Here is a 15,730-nt window from a genome sequence, read left to right on the forward strand (position 1 = left end):
CCCTGGCTACTCTCTGGGAAAATCGAGGCCCATTTCCCTGTAGCGGTCGGGGTCGTCGCCCCAGTTCTCGCGCACCTTGACGAACAGGAACAGATGCACGGGGACGCCGACGATCTCCGCGATCTCCTTGCGCGAATCCGCGCCAATCGACTTGATGGTGGCGCCGCCCTTGCCGAGCACGATCTTGCGCTGGCTCTCGCGCTCGACAAAGATCGTCTGCTCGATGCGGATCGACTTGTCCTTGCGCTCAGTCCAGCTATCGGTCTCGACGGTGGACTGATACGGCAGCTCCTGATGCAGCTGGCGATAGATCTTTTCGCGGGTGATTTCGGCCGCCAGATGCCGCATCGGCGCGTCCGACATCTGGTCTTCGGGATAATGGAACGGCCCCGCCGGCACCATCTTCGCCAGCGTCTTGCGCAAATCGTCGACGCCGTCGCCGGATAGCGCGGAGATCATGAAGGTGCTTTCGAATTTCATGCGATCGTTGGCGGTCTGCGCCAGCGCCAGCAGTCTCTCGCGCGGGATCAGATCGATCTTGTTCAGTACCAGGATCTTGGGATGCTTGACGGTGGCGAGCTTGCTCAGGATCGCCTCGGCCTCCTCGTCGATGCCGGCCTTGGCATCGAGCAGCACGCAGACCAGATCGGCGTCATGGGCCCCGCTCCAGGCCGTCGACACCATGGCGCGGTCGAGGCGACGTTTCGGCGAGAAGATGCCGGGGGTATCGACCAGGATGATCTGGGCGTTGTCCTCGATCACGATGCCGCGGATCAGCGCCCGCGTGGTCTGCACCTTGCGCGAGACGATGGTGACCTTGGAGCCGACCAGCGCGTTGACCAGCGTGGACTTGCCGACGTTCGGCGCACCGATCAGCGCGACGAAGCCGCAGCGGGTCGCGGCGGGCGCGGCTTCGGTTGAAGATTCAGTTGTCATTGCTTGCGCCGCTGACGCCTTCGCGTTCGATCATGACGGATGCCGCGACCTTTTCGGCCGCGCGCTTGGAGCCGCCGACACCTTCGGCGGGCGCCAGGCCCGGCAGGTCGACGGCGACGCGGAATTGCGGATCGTGATGCGGACCGGTGCGCTCGACCTCGCGATAAACCGGCGTCGGCAAGCCCTTGCTCTGGGCCCACTCCTGCAGCACCGTTTTCGGATCGCGCAGCGGCCGCCGCGGCTTGTGCATCCGCTCCAGCCAGTTGCGCTCGACGAATTGTGCCGCGGCCGCATGGCCGCCGTCGAGATAGATCGCGCCGATCACGGCCTCACAGATGTCGCCGAGCACGGACTTTCGTAGCCGCGCGCCGGCGCCGGCGCCGACCGCGCCGAGCTTGATGTCGTCGAGCAGCCCGAGCGATTTGGCGACATCGGCGCAGCTCTCCTTGCGCACGAGATCGGCCAGGCGCTTGGACAATTCGCCCTCGTCGGCCCGCGGATAGGCGCGATACAGCATGTCGGAGATAACAAGCCCGAGCACGTGGTCGCCGAGGAATTCGAGGCGCTGATAGCTGTCGGCACGGTGACGGGTCGCGGGCTTCAGTGCGGACACATGCGTGAACGCGGTGGTCAGCAATGCGCTATCGGTGAACTTGTAGCCGATCCGCGCCTCGACCGCCGCCAGCGCCGCCTTGGCGCCGCCCTTGCTGCGCTTCTTTTTCTTGGGCACGGCTTCGCCGCCGGCATCGGGCTTCGGGCTCGGCTCGGCTGAGGTGTCGGAATCCTGGATGACTGATGTTTCGTCGTTCATCGCACGATTGAGAATATGCGATTCCAGCGCACGGCGGTCGGCCAGCGCCAGAACATCCAGGCATGTTCGCCCTCGGCAATCGAGAAGAAGATCATCTGGGCACGGCCGACAATATTCTCGAACGGCACATAACCCACCGCCGACAGCACCCGGCTGTCGGTCGAGTTGTCCCGGTTGTCCCCCATCATGAAAAAGTGGCCGGCCGGCACGGTGTAGACATTGGTGTTGTCGTAGAAACCATTGTCGACGCAATCGAGCGACTCATAAGTCACGCCGTTCGGCAGCGTTTCCTTCCAGCGTTTGACGCGGGCGGTGGCGTCGGAGCCGCAGGGGTCCTCGCCGATGAAGTCCGACAGGCGCTCGCGCTTGACCGGAACATCGTTGATGTGGAGCAGCCCGTCCTTCATCTGGATGCGGTCGCCCGGCAGGCCGATCACGCGCTTGATGTAGTCGGTGGTGTCGTCCTTCGGCAGGCGGAACACGACGATATCGCCGCGGGCAGGCTCCGAGCCGAAGATGCGGCCCGAGAACAGCGGCGGCGACAGCGGGATCGAATAATGGCTGTAGCCGTAGGAATATTTCGACACGAACAGATAGTCGCCGACCAGGAGCGTCGCCTTCATCGAGCCTGAGGGGATGTTGAACGGCTGGAACAGGAAGGTACGGATCACGAGCGCGATCAGGAGAGCATGGATGACGACACGGATGGTTTCACCCATGCCGCTTTCAGTTTTTGTGCCGGATGTCACGCTCATCGCTTTCCCAATTCCCGCAGGCCTGTGCCCGCACGGTGGCAGAACGTTTTCCTCACGCGAATCGCAGGTCCGTTCGCGTCAAGAAAATGGTCTCGATACTGATGTTTAAGGCCATTTCCGGCGAAAACCTGAATCGGCCCTGGCTCGATATTGAAGATAGCGGCGTTTTAGACGGTTGTTCGCGGGGGCGCAATCAAGCGCCTGATAAAAACTTTCTAATCCATTGATAAATCAATGATTTTTAGTTTTAACGCGATCCCCGGGCACAAACGCTTGCACGCCTCACGGTTTGCCGGGAACGACCGCCGAAATTATGACGAAGGCCTGCGCCAACGGCCAATCGTCGGTAATAGACAGATCGATCCGCGCCTCGAACCCTTCGGGGGTCAGCACCTGCAGCCGGGTCAGCGCCCCGCCGGTCAGTTTCATGGTCGGACGTCCGCCGGGCAGGTTGACCACCCCCATATCCTTCCACCAGACGCCCTGCCGGATGCCGGTGCCGAGCGCCTTGGAACAGGCCTCCTTGGCGGCGAACCGCTTGGCATAGGTCGCCACCACCATTTTCTCGCTCTTGGAGCGGCGCGCCGCCCGGGCGCGCTCGGCATCGGTAAAGATGCGATCGAGAAAGCGGTCGCCGTGGCGCTCGATCACCTTGGCAACGCGGGTGATGTCGATCAGGTCGGAGCCGATGCCGATGATCATGCGCGGCTTTCGATCTTGGCGCTTGGGATCCTGGCGCGACCGCGGTCCATCGCGGCCCGCATCTGACGCACGGTTTCGCCGAGACCGACGAACAGCGCCTCCCCCATCATGAAATAGCCGATGTTGAGTTCGGCGATCTCGGGCAGCGCGGAAATCGTCTCGGCGGTGTCGTAGTCGAGGCCATGGCCGGCATGAACCTCGAGCCCTTCGGCGCGCGCCAGCGCGGCCCCGGTGACGATGCGCTGCCATTCCGCCTCGGCCTTCGCGGCGTGGCCATCGACCACGGCATCGCACCAGCCGCCGGTATGGATCTCGATGACGGGCGCGCGCAACTTCGCCGCCATTTCGATCTGGGCGGGATCGGCGGAGATGAACAGCGACACCCTGATGCCGGCATCGTTGAGTTTTGCGATAAAGGGCGCCAGCGCATTGTGCTGGCCGACCACGTCGAGCCCGCCCTCGGTGGTCAGTTCCTCGCGGCGCTCGGGCACCAGGCAGACCGCGTGCGGTTTGGTCGCCAGCGATATCCGCAGCATGTCGTCGGTCGCCGCCATCTCGAAATTCAGCGGCTTGGAAATCTCGGCCTTGAGGCGGGCCATGTCGCTGTCGCGGATATGGCGGCGGTCCTCGCGCAGATGCGCGGTGATGCCGTCGGCGCCGGCCGCGATCGCGGCAATTGCGGCGCGCACCGGATCCGGCCGCGCGCCGCCCCGCGCATTACGCAAGGTAGCGACGTGGTCGACATTGACTCCAAGGCGTAGCGGAGGTGTGGGCATTGAACTGATTGCTCCGAGCCGTCATGCGCGGGCTTGATCCGCACATCCATATCTTTGGAAAGGATGGATGCGCGGGTCAAGCCCGCGCATGACACGCCTTGGTTATCCGTTGACGCGCTCGACCCGGGCGACGACGGCCTTGGCGCGCAACTGGGCGATGATAGCGCTGAGATGCTTCAGGTCATAGACCTCGAGATCGATGGTCAGTTCGGTGAAGTCGGGCGAGCGGCGCGACATGCTGATATTGTCGATGTTGCCGTCGTGCTCGGCAATCACGGTGGCGACCTGGGCGAGGCTGCCGGGCTCGTTGACGTTGTCGACGCGGATGCGCGCCGGAAAACGCTGCGGCATGGTTTCGTCGATGTCCCAGCGCACGTCGAGCCAGCGCTCCGGCTCTTCCTCGAAATCCTTCAGGTCCGGCGACTGGATCGGATAGATCGTGATCCCCTCGCCCGGCGAAACGATGCCGACGATACGGTCGCCCGGCACCGCGCCGCCGTTCGGCGCGAACTTGACCGGCAGGTCGGAATTGAGGCCGCGCACCGGGATCACCGAGGCGCTGCGCGCCGGATGCGGCGTCGATTGCAGCTTCAGCTTGGCGGCGAGGCCTTTCTTGGCCCCGTAGCGCACCATCCGTTCTTCCTTGTAGTCGGGATACATCGCGCGGGCGACGTCGGAGGCCTTTAGTTCGCCGCGGCCGACCGACGCCATCACATCCTCGATCGAGGTGCGCGCCAGCCGGGGCAAGGCCCCCTTCAGCTTGTCGTCGGCATATTCGATCTTGGCGCGGGCAAACAGGCGGTCGACGATGCGGCGGCCGAGGCCGGCATATTGGTCGCGCACCGCGGTGCGCGTCGCGCGCCGGATCGCCGCCCGCGCCTTGCCGGTGACGGCCAGCGATTCCCAGGCCGACGGCGGCGCCGACTGCGCCTGCGAGGTCAAGACCTCGACCTCGTCGCCGTTCTGCAATTCAGACGACAGCGGCGCGAACTTGCCGTTGATCTTGCAGCCGACCGCGCTGTTGCCGACATCGGTGTGCACGGCGTAGGCGAAGTCGATCACATTGGCCTGACGCGGCAGCGCGATCAGCTTGCCCTTCGGCGTGAAGCAGAACACCTGGTCGTGGAACAGCTCGAGCTTGGTATGTTCGAGAAACTCTTCCGGATTGGAGCTTTCCGAGAGGATGCCGACGGTGTGGCGCAGCCAGGCAAAGGCCGAGGATTCATGCTTGAGCCGCTCGGTCGGCGAACCCATGCCTTCCTTGTAGAACGCATGCGCCGCGATGCCGAATTCGGCGATCTGGTTCATTTCCTCGGTGCGGATCTGCAGTTCGACGCGCTGGTTGCCGGGACCGATCACCGTGGTGTGGATCGAGCGATAGTCGTTCTGCTTCGGCGTCGAGATGTAATCCTTGAAGCGCCCAGGCACGACGGGCCAGGTGGTGTGCACGACGCCGAGCGCGCGGTAGCAGGCCTCGACATCCGGCATCACCACGCGGAAGCCGTAGATATCCGACAACTGCTCGAAGCCGACCGACTTGCGCTCCATCTTGGTCCAGATCGAAAACGGCTGCTTGCGGCGGCCATAGACCCGCGCGGCGACGCCGTTCTTCTGCAGGTTCTTGGAGAGGCTGCTTTCGATCTCGCCGATCAGGTTGCGGTTGCGGTCGGCCAGCGCGTCGAGTCGCTGCATCACCACCGCATAGGCTTCCGGATCCAGCGTGTGGAAGGAGAGGTCTTCGAGCTCTTCCCGCATCTCCTGCATACCCATGCGGCCGGCGAGCGGGGCATAGATGTCGAGCGTCTCCTCGGCGATGCGGCGGCGCGAGGCGTGCGGCACGAATTCCAGCGTGCGCATGTTGTGCAGGCGGTCGGCGAGCTTGACCAGCAGCACGCGGACGTCGTCGGCGATGGCGAGCAGCAGCTTGCGCAGGTTCTCGGCCTGCTTGGCTTCGCGCGAAACCAGCTCCAGCCGCTTCAGCTTGGTCAGTCCCTCGACCAGCTTGCCGATCTCGTGGCCGAAGACATGGTCGATCTCGGCGCGCGTCGCCTCGGTATCCTCGATGGTGTCGTGCAGAAGTGCTGCGACGATGGTGGCGTCATCGAGCTTAAGCCCGGTCAGGATCGCCGCGACTTCGAGCGGATGCGAGAAATAGGGATCGCCGGACGCGCGCGTCTGCGTGCCGTGCGCCTTCATGGCGTAGACATAGGCGCGGTTCAGCAGGTCTTCGTTGGTATCGGGATTATACGACCTGACCCGATCGACGAGATCGTATTGCCGCATCATGCGCGCGCGGGGCGTCTTCGGCCGCTCCACCACCGGCGACGTCGGCGCCACCGCAACCTGCTCGGTTGCGGCCTGCATCTGCCGGGGGCTGCGGCGCCAAAACGCCATCGAATCACTGCCTTGTTCCGCGGACCGGATTGGCCCGCTTTTGGATATTTAATGCGCTTTCGAACGAAGCTGCACCCTTATCGGAGCCCAGAAACGTTCACTTTCGCACGGCTCCGGGCCATCCAACGCCCAACCCGTGGCCAGCTTGCGGCGAAAATCGCTTCCGGCGATTTCGGCTGCCTCCGAAGGCAGCACGGTAACCGCGAAAATGTCAACAAAAGCAAAGGCCCGGACGGAGGTCCGGGCCTTTTGACAGATCGGGGAGTTCGGGACGTCCCTCGATGAGGGATTATTCGTCCTCTTCGGGCTGCTCTTCCGGCGGAGCCAGACCTTCGAGGCCCTTCAGGAGCTCTTCCTCGGTCATCCGCTCGACCGCGACTTCGGTGTCGTCGGCATCGACGCTGGCGCCGGCCGAGCCGATCAAGGGCACGGTATCGGGCTCTGGCTCGTCGACCTCGACGAATTTCTGCAGGGAATGAACCAGCTCTTCCCGCAGGTCTTCCGGGGAGATGGTGGAATCGGCGATTTCCCGCAGCGAAACCACGGGATTTTTGTCGTTGTCGCGATCAACCGTGAGTTGTGAACCCGAAGAAATCATCCGGGCGCGATGTGCTGCCAGCAGCACCAGGTCGAACCGGTTGTCGACCTTGTCAATGCAATCTTCCACGGTGACGCGCGCCATAGACTGTCGCTCCGTTAAATGGGGCCCAATATGTCGGTTATAGGGGGCTAGTTATAGCGATAGGTGGGGTTTCGCAAGACTAAATTTGTGATTTGCGTTCCTAATGGGCTCTGCTAACCCACCCCGGGGCCAGAAGGCCGGAGCGTCCACACGCGGCTGGGTAGCCGTACAGGACAAGTAAATCTCTTCATTGCAGCACTAAAAGACTAGGTTTTTCGCCCTCCCCTCACCATAATTGCAGTGGTGACTGTGGTGGGGCCAGATTCACCGAACTTTAGGCAGCGGAATAAAAAAGTGCGCGCGGTCGATTGCCGCTGCGCTAAAAACGTTAACACTCACGCGAGAACCACTTGATGTCACCAGTTTCCAACAAGATCGCGCTTTTCATCGATGGCGCCAACCTCTACGCAACCGCCAAGACGCTCGGCTTCGACATCGACTACAAGCGCCTTCTCAAGGAATTCCAGAGCCGCGGCACGCTGGTGCGCGCGTTCTACTACACGGCGATCATCGAGGATCAGGAATACTCGTCGATCCGCCCGTTGATCGATTGGCTCGACTACAACGGCTACACCGTCGTCACCAAGGCGACCAAGGAATTCATCGACGCCAGCGGCCGCCGCAAGGTGAAGGGCAATATGGACATCGAACTCGCGGTCGATGCCATGGAACTCGCCGAACATGTCGACCAGATCGTGCTGTTCTCCGGTGACGGCGATTTCCGCTCGCTGGTCGAAGCCGTGCAGCGGCGCGGCGTTCGCGTCACCGTGGTTTCGACGATTTCGAGCCAGCCGCCGATGATCGCCGACGAACTGCGGCGCCAGGCCGACGTCTTCACCGACCTGGTCGAACTGCAGTCCAAGCTCGGCCGCGATCCTTCCGAACGCCCTGCCCCGCGCGAGCCGCGGCATCACGCCCCGCAATTCCTGCAGCGCGCGACCACCATGGCGCCCCGCGGCGCCGACGACGAAGAATTCGACGATTGAGCGTCATGCCATCAACTGCTAGGCCTCGGTTCTAGAGCCCGGTTCTGATCGGATCAGAACCGGGCTCTATCTTTTGTTTGACGCGTTTTCTTTACGCGAACCGGTTTCCACTTCGCTTGAAAACGCTTTAGGAAAACCGAGGCCTTTTTGTTTTGGCTAACGCCATCAGCTCTTCCACACAACCCGACCGCAACTGCCCGCTGTGCCCGCGGCTCGTCGAGTTTCGCGCAGAAGCCAGGGAGCTCCACCCCGACTGGTTCAATTCTCCGGTGCCCGCATTCGGCGATGCCAAGGCCCGGCTGCTGATCGTCGGTCTCGCACCGGGCATGCAGGGCGCCAACCGCACCGGACGCCCCTTCACCGGCGACTACGCCGGCGACCTGCTCTATGCCACCTTGCTGGAATATGGCTTTGCCAAGGGCGTCTATCAGGCGCGGCCTGACGACGGGCTCAAGCTGGTCGACTGCCGGATCGGCAACGCGGTGCACTGCGTGCCGCCGCAGAACAAGCCGCTGCCGGTCGAGATCAATACCTGTCGGCAATTCCTGATCGCTGGGATGGCCGGGATGCCGAACCTTCGCGCCATCGTAGCCCTCGGCCGGATCGCCCATGACTCGACGTTGAAGGCACTGGGCATTCGCAACGCGGCGGCGCCGTTCGCGCACGGCGCGGTGCACGAGGCCGGCCGTTTTCGGCTTTACGACACCTATCATTGCTCGCGCTACAACACGAATACGCGGGTGCTGACGCCGGAAATGTTTCGGAAGGTGTTCGCGACAGTGCGCGCCGATTTGGATTCGTAGTTCGTAGGGTGGGTTAGCCGAAGGCGTAACCCACCGCGCGGTTGGCGACGCGGTGGGTTACGGCTCCGCCTAACCCACCCTACAGGACCGTCAAACCGGATTGTCCTGCAGCCATGCCAGCACGTCGCCGGCATTCCGGTCGGGCGGAAACACCGGATAGAACACGTGGGTGATGACACCGTCATCGACGATCAGCGCCAGCCGCTTGATCAGCGTCAGTCCCGCCACTTCCATCGTCGGCAGGTTCAAGGCGCGGCTCAGCGCCAGCTTTTCATCCGACAACACCGGAAACGGCAGATGCAGCCGTGACGCCATCTCGGTCTGATAGACGTTGTCCTGCGTCGACAGCCCGAACACGTATTTGGCGCCGGCGGCCTTGAGCTCCGCAAAGAGATCGCGGAACGAACAGGTTTGCGGAGTGCAGCCGCGCGCGCCCGGGATCATGTCCCAATCATCGACCAGGCTGATCTTGCCGGGCTCGCCGGTTCGCGGATAGGCGAACACGACGGTGCGGCCTATCAACATCGACAGATCTACCGCGGTGTCGTCGGTGGCCAGCAGGCTGAGCGAAGGGACCCTCTTGCCCTTCAGATGCTTCGCGGCGCCGTCATCCGTTGGCGCCGGAATCTTGCTCCAGTCGACTTCGAGCAGGTTGGGTTGAGCCATGTGGCGAACCTCAAGTTAGCGAATAGCGAATGGCGAGTAGCGAATGGAAGTACAAATAGTAGAGAACTACCCTATTCGCTACCCTATTCGCCATTCGCCGCTATCCCCTCGCCCGCAACAGGCGACCTTTTTCACGACCCCAGTCGCGCTTCTTTTCGCTCTCGCGCTTGTCGTGCAGCTTCTTGCCCTTGGCGACCGCCAGCAACAGCTTGGCGCGCCCGCGCTCGTTGAAATAGAGTTTTAGCGGAATCAGCGTCATGCCGTCGCGATCGACCGCGCCCATCAGCTTGTTGATCTGCTTCCGGTGCAGCAGCAGCTTGCGCGGCCGTTTCGGCTCGTGGTTGAAGCGGTTGGCCTGCAGATATTCGGGAATGTTGGCGTTGATCAGCCAGATCTCGCCGTCCTTGGTATCGGCATAGGACTCCGCAATCGTGGTCTTGCCGTTGCGGATCGATTTCACTTCGGTGCCGGTCAACGCGATGCCGGTCTCGATGGTGTCCTCGATCGCGTAATTGAACCGCGCCTTGCGGTTTTCGGCGACGACCTTGATCGGGCGTTCGTTCTTCTCGGCCACATCAAGCCTTCTTGAGGAGATCGCGGATCTCGGTCAGCAGCGCCACCTCGGCCGACGGCGTCGGTGGCTCGGCGGGTTTTGCTTCATCCTTCCGCTTCAACGTGTTCATGGCGCGAATGACCATGAACAGCACGAAGGCGATGATCGCGAAATTGATCGTCAGTGTGAGGAAATTGCCCCAAGCCAGCACAGCGCCCTGCTTTTTGGCGTCGGCCAGATTGGTTGCCGTGACCGCCTTCGAAAGCCCGGTGAAATAGTTCGAGAAATCGAGGCCGCCCGTGATCGCGCCGACGATCGGCATGATGACATCGCCGACCAGCGAGGTCACGATCCCGCCAAAGGCCGCGCCGATGATGACGCCGACCGCGAGGTCGACGACATTGCCCTTCATGGCAAATTCGCGGAATTCCTTCAGCATGTTAGACTCCCCACTTCGTTCGACAGGCGAAGAACCGGCTTTAATTGATCAAGCCGGCATGCACCATGGCGTCGCGGATCACCACGCCGGTCGGCGGCGTCACCGTCATCAGCGGCAGGCGCACTTCTTCTTCCAGCCGCCCCAACAGCTTGAGGCCATGCTTGGCTCCGGCGAGGCCCGGCTCCTTGAAGATGGCATCATGCAGCGGTGTCAACCGGTCCTGAATTTTCAGTCCGGTGGCATAATCGCCCTTGAGGACCGCGGACATCAGATCGGCGCACAGCTTTGGCGCCACATTGGCAACGACCGAGATGCAACCATGTCCGCCCGCGGCCATATAGGCCAGCGCCGTCATGTCCTCGCCGGAAAGCTGGATGAAATCAGGTCCCATCGCGTGGCGCTGCTGCGAGACGCGGGCAAGATTGGCGGTGGCGTCCTTGACGCCGGCGATGTTCTTCAGTTCGAACAGCCGGGTCATGGTCTCCACGGACATGTCGACAACGGAACGCGGCGGGATGTTGTAGATGATGATCGGGATGCCGATCGCATCGTTCACCGCCTTGAAGTGCTGATACATCCCTTCCTGGGTCGGCTTGTTGTAATACGGCGTCACCACCAGCACGGCATCGGCGCCCGCCTTCTCGGCGTGGACAGCCAGATCGACGGCTTCGCGCGTCGAGTTCGAGCCGGCGCCGGCGATCACGGGCACGCGACCCTTTGCCTCATCGATGCACATCTCGACCACCCGGTGATGCTCATCATGGCTGAGCGTCGGGCTCTCTCCGGTAGTGCCGACGGGAACGAGACCGTGCGATCCCTGCTCGATCTGCCAGCTCACGAGGCCGCGGAGGGCCGTTTCGTCGAGCGAGCCGTTCTTGAATGGCGTGACCAAGGCGGTGAAAGACCCCCGGAAATTTGTCTTGGCTGCCATGGACTTCCTCCAAACGCTTCAGATACGGCACGACCGATCATGGGATTTCAATTCATACCGGGTCCGGCGATCAGGCGAAAGGCCGTTCCGGCATGGCCCGCCAGCGCCCTGTCTCGCTGTCTTTTCTCAAGGCCGATCCCGGACCGTTTCAGGCGGTAACGTAATAGCCGCGATTTTGCCGTGGTGATGGCGCAAACAGGCGCCGCCGCGACGTTTTTATCATTTTGTCCACATATTCAATCAAATAGACGTAAGCCTTGAGCGATTGAATGATTCGCCTCCGCAGAGGAAAGCCGTGACCCCTTCCGCCCGCGCAGCCGCATTGCGATCGACCGCACTGGCGACAAGTCTGGCGCTGGTGGTCGGCCTGTCGGCGCTCTCGGTCGAGGCCTGGGCCAAGCCGAAAGTTCCCCTGCCGAAGCCGCGGCCGATCGCGCGCAACGCCGCTCCGAAGCAGGCGGTCGCGACCAACAATGCCGGTCCGGCTGCGGCACCTGTGCCCTTGGCCGCTCCGGCTGCCGCACCGGCACTTGGACCCGCAGCACGCCAGCACGCCGCCCTGCCGCCGCCACGCAAGCAGGTGACGCCGGCCGCGATCGCCGCGACGTCATCGACGCCGCAATCCGACAAGGACGCGCTGGAAAACGTCATCGACCTCGTGCGCAAGCACAAGCCTAACGATGCGACGCAGGCGGAAGCCGTGATCTCCGATCCGGTCGCCCGCAAGCTCGCGGAATGGCTGATCCTGCGCAGCGACGACAACGGCGCTTCCGTCGAGCGCTACCGCGCCTTCGTTTCGGCCAATCCAAGCTGGCCATCGCAGACATTCCTGCGACGGCGGCTCGAGGCGGCGTTATGGGACGACCATCGCGACGATGCGACGGTCTGGTCGTGGTTCGAAAACGAATCCCCGATCTCGGCCAAGGGCCGCTTTGCGCTGGCGAAGGTGATGATCGGACGCGGCGACCGCGCCAATGCCGAACGTCTGGCGCGCGAGGCCTGGCGCGGCGACGGCATGTCGGAGGACACCGAGAGCACGGCGCTCGATTTGTTCGGCGCGCTGCTGACGGCAGGCGATCACAAGGCGCGGATGGACAACCTGCTCTACGGCACCGAGCAGGAAGCCGGCGGCCTGCGCGCGGCGAAACGGCTGGGCTCCGGCCATGTCGCGCTCGCCAAGGCGCGCATCGCCTCGAACCGGAAGGCTTCCAACGCGAGAGCTCTGCTCGAGGCGGTGCCGAGCGAACTGCGCGGCGATGCCGGCTATACGTTCGCGAAAATCCAGCTCCTTCGCCGCGAGGAGAAATTCGCCGAGGCCGCGCAACTGATGCTGAGCGCGCCGAAGGATCCGAACCGGCTGCACAATCTCGACGAATGGTGGATCGAGCGACGACTGCTGGCGCGCAAGATGCTCGATGTCGGCGAACACCGCACCGCCTATCTGATCGCGCGGGACGCGGCGCTGCCGTCGCGCGACATCTACAAGACCGAGCAGGAATTCACCGCCGGCTGGATCGCGCTGCGCTTCCTGAACGATCCGGCGGTGGCAGCCCAGCATTTCGCCCGCATCGGCGTCGGCAGCGTCAACCCGACCGCGCTGGCGCGCGCCGGTTACTGGCAGGGCCGCGCGGCGGAAGCCGCAGGCCGCGCGCAGGAAGCCCGCGCCGCCTATGGTCGCGCCGCCGAACAATCGACCAGTTATTATGGCCAGTTGGCACGCGCGAAGCTCGGCCTGCCGCAGCTCGAATTGAACGGCGCGCCCCGCGGTCGCGGGGTCGAACGGCTGGAGATCGTCCGCGCGGTGCAACTGCTCTATGAACTCGACGAGCGCGAAATCGCGATACCGATTTTCGCCGACATGGGTGAGAACGGCGATCCGGACGCCCTGGCTGGCCTCGGCGAACTCACGGCCCGCAACAACGACGCGCGCGGCATGCTGCTGCTCGGCAAGGCAGCCCTCAATCGCGGGCTGCCGTTCGACCATTATGCTTATCCCGTCAACGGGATTCCGGCGTTCCGGCAGATCGGACCCGAAGTCGAACCAAGCGTCGTCTACTCGATCGCCCGGCAGGAAAGCGCCTTCAATCAGGCGGTGGTATCGCCGGCCCAGGCCTACGGACTGATGCAGGTGACCCCCGACGCCGGACGCTACGTCACCAAGCGCGCCGGCGTCGGCTTCGACCTCAGCCGGATGAAGACCGATCCGGTTTATAATGCGACGCTCGGCGCCGCCGAACTCGGCGGCCTGCTCGAGGATTATCGCGGCTCCTACATCATGACCTTCGCCGGCTACAATGCCGGTCGCGGCAGCGTCAAAAAATGGGTCGAGCGCTATGGCGACCCGCGCGATCCCAAGGTCGACGCCGTCGACTGGGTCGAACAGATCCCGTTCTCCGAGACGCGGAACTACGTGCAGCGGATCATGGAGAACCTGCAGGTCTACCGCGCGCGGTTCGGCGGCGGAACGAAGCTCCAGATCGAAGCCGACCTGCACCGCGGCAGCGTCGAATAGTGCCGCCTGACACCTGACTTGAATACCAATCTGGCTTGAATACAAATCTGGCTTGATTGCAAACCGCCCCCGGACCGGGTCCAGGGGCGGTCTTCGTTCCGAAGATCGTTCGCGCTTAGTAAACCAGACCGGTCCCCGGCTGCTTATCGAGGGCTGCCGCCAGCGAGCGATATTCCTCGCTTGACGTGCCCGTGAGCTGAGCCAGGCGGTTGAGGTGATACTGCGCCTGGTCGCGGTTACCCTGCTCGACCTGCCACAGGCCGTAATACTGCCAGGTCTTGACGTGATCAGGGTCGGTCTTGAGCTCACGCTCGTACCAGATCTGCGACACCTTGTAGTCGCCGAGCTTGCGGTAGGAATAGCCGATCAGGTTGGCGACCGCAGCGTTATCGTCGTGCCCCAGCGCCTTCAACTGGTCGATCGCCGCCACATAGTCGTTGCGGTCGTAAATCGTGGTGTAGGCCGCGCGGTAGCCGTTCACGAAGGCCGGCTCTTCCTTGTAGGACGTCCCGTCCTTCTTTTTCTTCGAGGATGACGGCGGATCGGACGCCGGCGGATCGCCGCCCGCATAGGCCTGCTGGATCGCCGGCGTCGTCGCCAGCAAGACCGAAAACAGCGCGAAGACTGTCAGCCGGATTGCGTATCTGTTCATGCGTTTCTCCTGGTTTGGCGACGAAAAGCTCCCGCCGGAACCTGAGAAGCTAACACCACCACTTCGGACTTATTCGGGCACCCAGGCATCCCTTCCCGGAAACGTGATCGTGCCGATGGGTCAGGCCCGTGCGGGGGCGCCAACCGTCCGCACAACGAAAAACCCCCGGCAGTTTCCTGCCGGGGGTTCTCCTAGATCAGATCAGACGATCAAGATCAGAAGTTACGCTGAGCGCGAACGTTGAAGGACACGGTGCTCTGGTCCTTGAACTCGTAGGTGGTGTTCGGCTTCGGCGCCCGTCAGCAGTCGAACCGGCGTCGCGTCCTGGTGGCCTTGGGCTATTGTTTCCTCTGCGTTGACGCCACGACTCCGGAACGGCTAAGCTGAGCCCTCCCGAATTCCGCGTTTCGGCAATCTTCAATTTTAGGTTTCCTTTTACCATGCTGATTGCGATTCCCAACCTTCTTACGCCGCAACAGGTTGCGTACGCGCGGCAAAAGCTCGACGCGGCGAACTGGACCGACGGTGCGGCCACGGCTGGGTTTCTGGCGAAAAAAGTAAAGCGGAATCGGCAGATCGACCAGAGCCACCGCGTCGGACAGGAAATCGGGCAGATGATTGTGAAGGCGCTGGGCAGCAGCGAGACCTTTATGAATGCCGCGCAGCCACTGAAGGTGCTTCCGCCGAAGTTCAACCGGTACGAAGGGGGGGAGCACTACGGGGCGCATATTGATAACGCCCTTATGGACATTCCCGGCTCCGGGGGGCTGCGCCTCCGCGCGGACCTCTCGATGACTGTGTTCTTGTCTGAACCCGAGGAATACGACGGGGGCGAATTGCGTGTGCTGGACACGTATGGCCACCAGGCCGTTAAACTCCCGGCGGGACATGCCATCCTCTACACGGCCACGAGTCTGCACGAGGTGACGCCGGTCACGCGGGGGATCCGCACGTCCTCTTTTTTCTGGATACAGAGCATGATCCGCGATGACGCGCGACGGTCGATGCTCTACGATCTGGCCAAAGTTATCGATTCGCTGGTGGCAACGCATCCCGACCATCCATCCGTCGCGGGGTTTCTGGGCCACTATCATAAGCTGGCGCAGCATTGGATTGAGCTGTGAACGTGCAG

The 15,730-nt window shown here is 62.9% G+C and carries 16 protein-coding genes; 4 read left to right on the forward strand and 12 right to left on the reverse strand.

The genetic code is table 11. The annotated features are described in order from the left end of the window. Positions 1 to 6: 6 nt before the first annotated feature. The 7 genes from era to rpoZ all read right to left on the reverse strand — a co-directional run bounded on the left by era (position 7) and on the right by rpoZ (position 7,056). On the reverse strand, positions 7 to 936 hold the full coding sequence (era, locus tag BLS26_RS02400) for a GTPase Era (RefSeq protein WP_092508091.1): 930 nt from the start codon (positions 934 to 936) through the stop codon (positions 7 to 9). Then, positions 926 to 1,747: a ribonuclease III gene (gene rnc / locus BLS26_RS02405; protein WP_092508093.1), complete on the reverse strand. Its 822-nt coding sequence runs from the start codon at positions 1,745 to 1,747 to the stop codon at positions 926 to 928. The genes era and rnc overlap by 11 nt, the downstream gene beginning before the upstream one ends. Then, positions 1,744 to 2,502, reverse strand: a complete 759-nt coding sequence (lepB, locus tag BLS26_RS02410) for a signal peptidase I (protein ID WP_092508095.1) — start codon at positions 2,500 to 2,502, stop codon at positions 1,744 to 1,746. Before lepB ends, rnc begins: the two co-directional genes overlap by 4 nt. Positions 2,503 to 2,784: 282 nt before the next feature. Next, on the reverse strand, positions 2,785 to 3,204 hold the full coding sequence (gene acpS / locus BLS26_RS02415) for a holo-ACP synthase (RefSeq protein ID WP_092508097.1): 420 nt from the start codon (positions 3,202 to 3,204) through the stop codon (positions 2,785 to 2,787). Further along, the gene (locus tag BLS26_RS02420) at positions 3,201 to 3,980 is read right to left on the reverse strand and encodes a pyridoxine 5'-phosphate synthase (RefSeq protein ID WP_092508099.1); all 780 of its coding nucleotides are present in this window, start codon (positions 3,978 to 3,980) and stop codon (positions 3,201 to 3,203) included. The genes acpS and BLS26_RS02420 overlap by 4 nt, the downstream gene beginning before the upstream one ends. Positions 3,981 to 4,082: 102 nt before the next feature. Then, the gene (locus BLS26_RS02425; protein ID WP_092508101.1) at positions 4,083 to 6,374 is read right to left on the reverse strand and encodes a bifunctional (p)ppGpp synthetase/guanosine-3',5'-bis(diphosphate) 3'-pyrophosphohydrolase; all 2,292 of its coding nucleotides are present in this window, start codon (positions 6,372 to 6,374) and stop codon (positions 4,083 to 4,085) included. A 289-nt stretch (positions 6,375 to 6,663) separates the two neighbouring features. Beyond that, the gene (rpoZ, locus tag BLS26_RS02430) at positions 6,664 to 7,056 is read right to left on the reverse strand and encodes a DNA-directed RNA polymerase subunit omega (protein ID WP_024512695.1); all 393 of its coding nucleotides are present in this window, start codon (positions 7,054 to 7,056) and stop codon (positions 6,664 to 6,666) included. Between the two features lie 353 nt (positions 7,057 to 7,409). Here rpoZ and BLS26_RS02435 point away from each other — a divergent pair, with 353 nt between their 5' ends. Both BLS26_RS02435 and BLS26_RS02440 read left to right on the forward strand, forming a co-directional pair. After that, complete coding sequence (locus BLS26_RS02435) at positions 7,410 to 8,042, forward strand: NYN domain-containing protein (protein ID WP_092508103.1); 633 nt, start codon at positions 7,410 to 7,412, stop codon at positions 8,040 to 8,042. 152 nt (positions 8,043 to 8,194) lie between these two features. Continuing rightward, a complete protein-coding gene (locus BLS26_RS02440) occupies positions 8,195 to 8,845 on the forward strand; it encodes a uracil-DNA glycosylase (protein ID WP_092508105.1) in 651 nt (216 codons plus the stop codon). Between the two features lie 90 nt (positions 8,846 to 8,935). Here BLS26_RS02440 and BLS26_RS02445 read toward each other — a convergent pair whose 3' ends face one another. The 4 genes from BLS26_RS02445 to dapA form a co-directional block, all read right to left on the reverse strand. Beyond that, positions 8,936 to 9,511, reverse strand: coding sequence for a peroxiredoxin (locus tag BLS26_RS02445; protein WP_092508107.1), 576 nt, complete (start codon positions 9,509 to 9,511; stop codon positions 8,936 to 8,938). A 100-nt stretch (positions 9,512 to 9,611) separates the two neighbouring features. Then, on the reverse strand, positions 9,612 to 10,085 hold the full coding sequence (gene smpB, locus BLS26_RS02450; RefSeq protein ID WP_027537130.1) for an SsrA-binding protein SmpB: 474 nt from the start codon (positions 10,083 to 10,085) through the stop codon (positions 9,612 to 9,614). A gap of 1 nt (position 10,086) precedes the next feature. Continuing rightward, entirely contained in the window at positions 10,087 to 10,503 is a 417-nt protein-coding gene (mscL, locus tag BLS26_RS02455) for a large conductance mechanosensitive channel protein MscL (RefSeq protein ID WP_092508109.1), read from the reverse strand. Positions 10,504 to 10,543: 40 nt separating this feature from the next. Continuing rightward, on the reverse strand, positions 10,544 to 11,434 hold the full coding sequence (dapA, locus tag BLS26_RS02460) for a 4-hydroxy-tetrahydrodipicolinate synthase (protein WP_092508111.1): 891 nt from the start codon (positions 11,432 to 11,434) through the stop codon (positions 10,544 to 10,546). Between the two features lie 295 nt (positions 11,435 to 11,729). Between dapA and BLS26_RS02465 the strand changes: the two genes are divergently transcribed. Further along, positions 11,730 to 13,946: a lytic transglycosylase domain-containing protein gene (locus tag BLS26_RS02465; RefSeq protein ID WP_092508113.1), complete on the forward strand. Its 2,217-nt coding sequence runs from the start codon at positions 11,730 to 11,732 to the stop codon at positions 13,944 to 13,946. Positions 13,947 to 14,061: 115 nt separating this feature from the next. Here the strand turns inward: BLS26_RS02465 and BLS26_RS02470 are convergent, their stop codons facing one another. After that, entirely contained in the window at positions 14,062 to 14,598 is a 537-nt protein-coding gene (locus BLS26_RS02470) for a M48 family metallopeptidase (protein WP_092508115.1), read from the reverse strand. 440 nt (positions 14,599 to 15,038) lie between these two features. Between BLS26_RS02470 and BLS26_RS02475 the strand changes: the two genes are divergently transcribed. Further along, positions 15,039 to 15,722, forward strand: coding sequence for a Fe2+-dependent dioxygenase (locus BLS26_RS02475; RefSeq protein WP_092508117.1), 684 nt, complete (start codon positions 15,039 to 15,041; stop codon positions 15,720 to 15,722). The last annotated feature ends 8 nt before the right edge of the window (positions 15,723 to 15,730 follow it).

It is taken from the genome of Afipia sp. GAS231, from assembly GCF_900103365.1.
Classification (GTDB): Bacteria; Pseudomonadota; Alphaproteobacteria; order Rhizobiales; family Xanthobacteraceae; genus Bradyrhizobium.

Bases quoted from the DNA above. Each gene is read 5' to 3' on its own strand.
- era (WP_092508091.1), bottom strand. From the start codon at position 936: ATGACAACTGAATCTTCAACCGAAGCCGCGCCCGCCGCGACCCGCTGC.
- rnc (WP_092508093.1), bottom strand. From the start codon at position 1,747: ATGAACGACGAAACATCAGTCATCCAGGATTCCGACACCTCAGCCGAG.
- lepB (WP_092508095.1), bottom strand. From the start codon at position 2,502: ATGAGCGTGACATCCGGCACAAAAACTGAAAGCGGCATGGGTGAAACC.
- acpS (WP_092508097.1), bottom strand. From the start codon at position 3,204: ATGATCATCGGCATCGGCTCCGACCTGATCGACATCACCCGCGTTGCC.
- BLS26_RS02420 (WP_092508099.1), bottom strand. From the start codon at position 3,980: ATGCCCACACCTCCGCTACGCCTTGGAGTCAATGTCGACCACGTCGCT.
- BLS26_RS02425 (WP_092508101.1), bottom strand. From the start codon at position 6,374: ATGGCGTTTTGGCGCCGCAGCCCCCGGCAGATGCAGGCCGCAACCGAG.
- rpoZ (WP_024512695.1), bottom strand. From the start codon at position 7,056: ATGGCGCGCGTCACCGTGGAAGATTGCATTGACAAGGTCGACAACCGG.
- BLS26_RS02435 (WP_092508103.1), top strand. From the start codon at position 7,410: ATGTCACCAGTTTCCAACAAGATCGCGCTTTTCATCGATGGCGCCAAC.
- BLS26_RS02445 (WP_092508107.1), bottom strand. From the start codon at position 9,511: ATGGCTCAACCCAACCTGCTCGAAGTCGACTGGAGCAAGATTCCGGCG.
- mscL (WP_092508109.1), bottom strand. From the start codon at position 10,503: ATGCTGAAGGAATTCCGCGAATTTGCCATGAAGGGCAATGTCGTCGAC.
- dapA (WP_092508111.1), bottom strand. From the start codon at position 11,434: ATGGCAGCCAAGACAAATTTCCGGGGGTCTTTCACCGCCTTGGTCACG.
- BLS26_RS02470 (WP_092508115.1), bottom strand. From the start codon at position 14,598: ATGAACAGATACGCAATCCGGCTGACAGTCTTCGCGCTGTTTTCGGTC.
- BLS26_RS02475 (WP_092508117.1), top strand. From the start codon at position 15,039: ATGCTGATTGCGATTCCCAACCTTCTTACGCCGCAACAGGTTGCGTAC.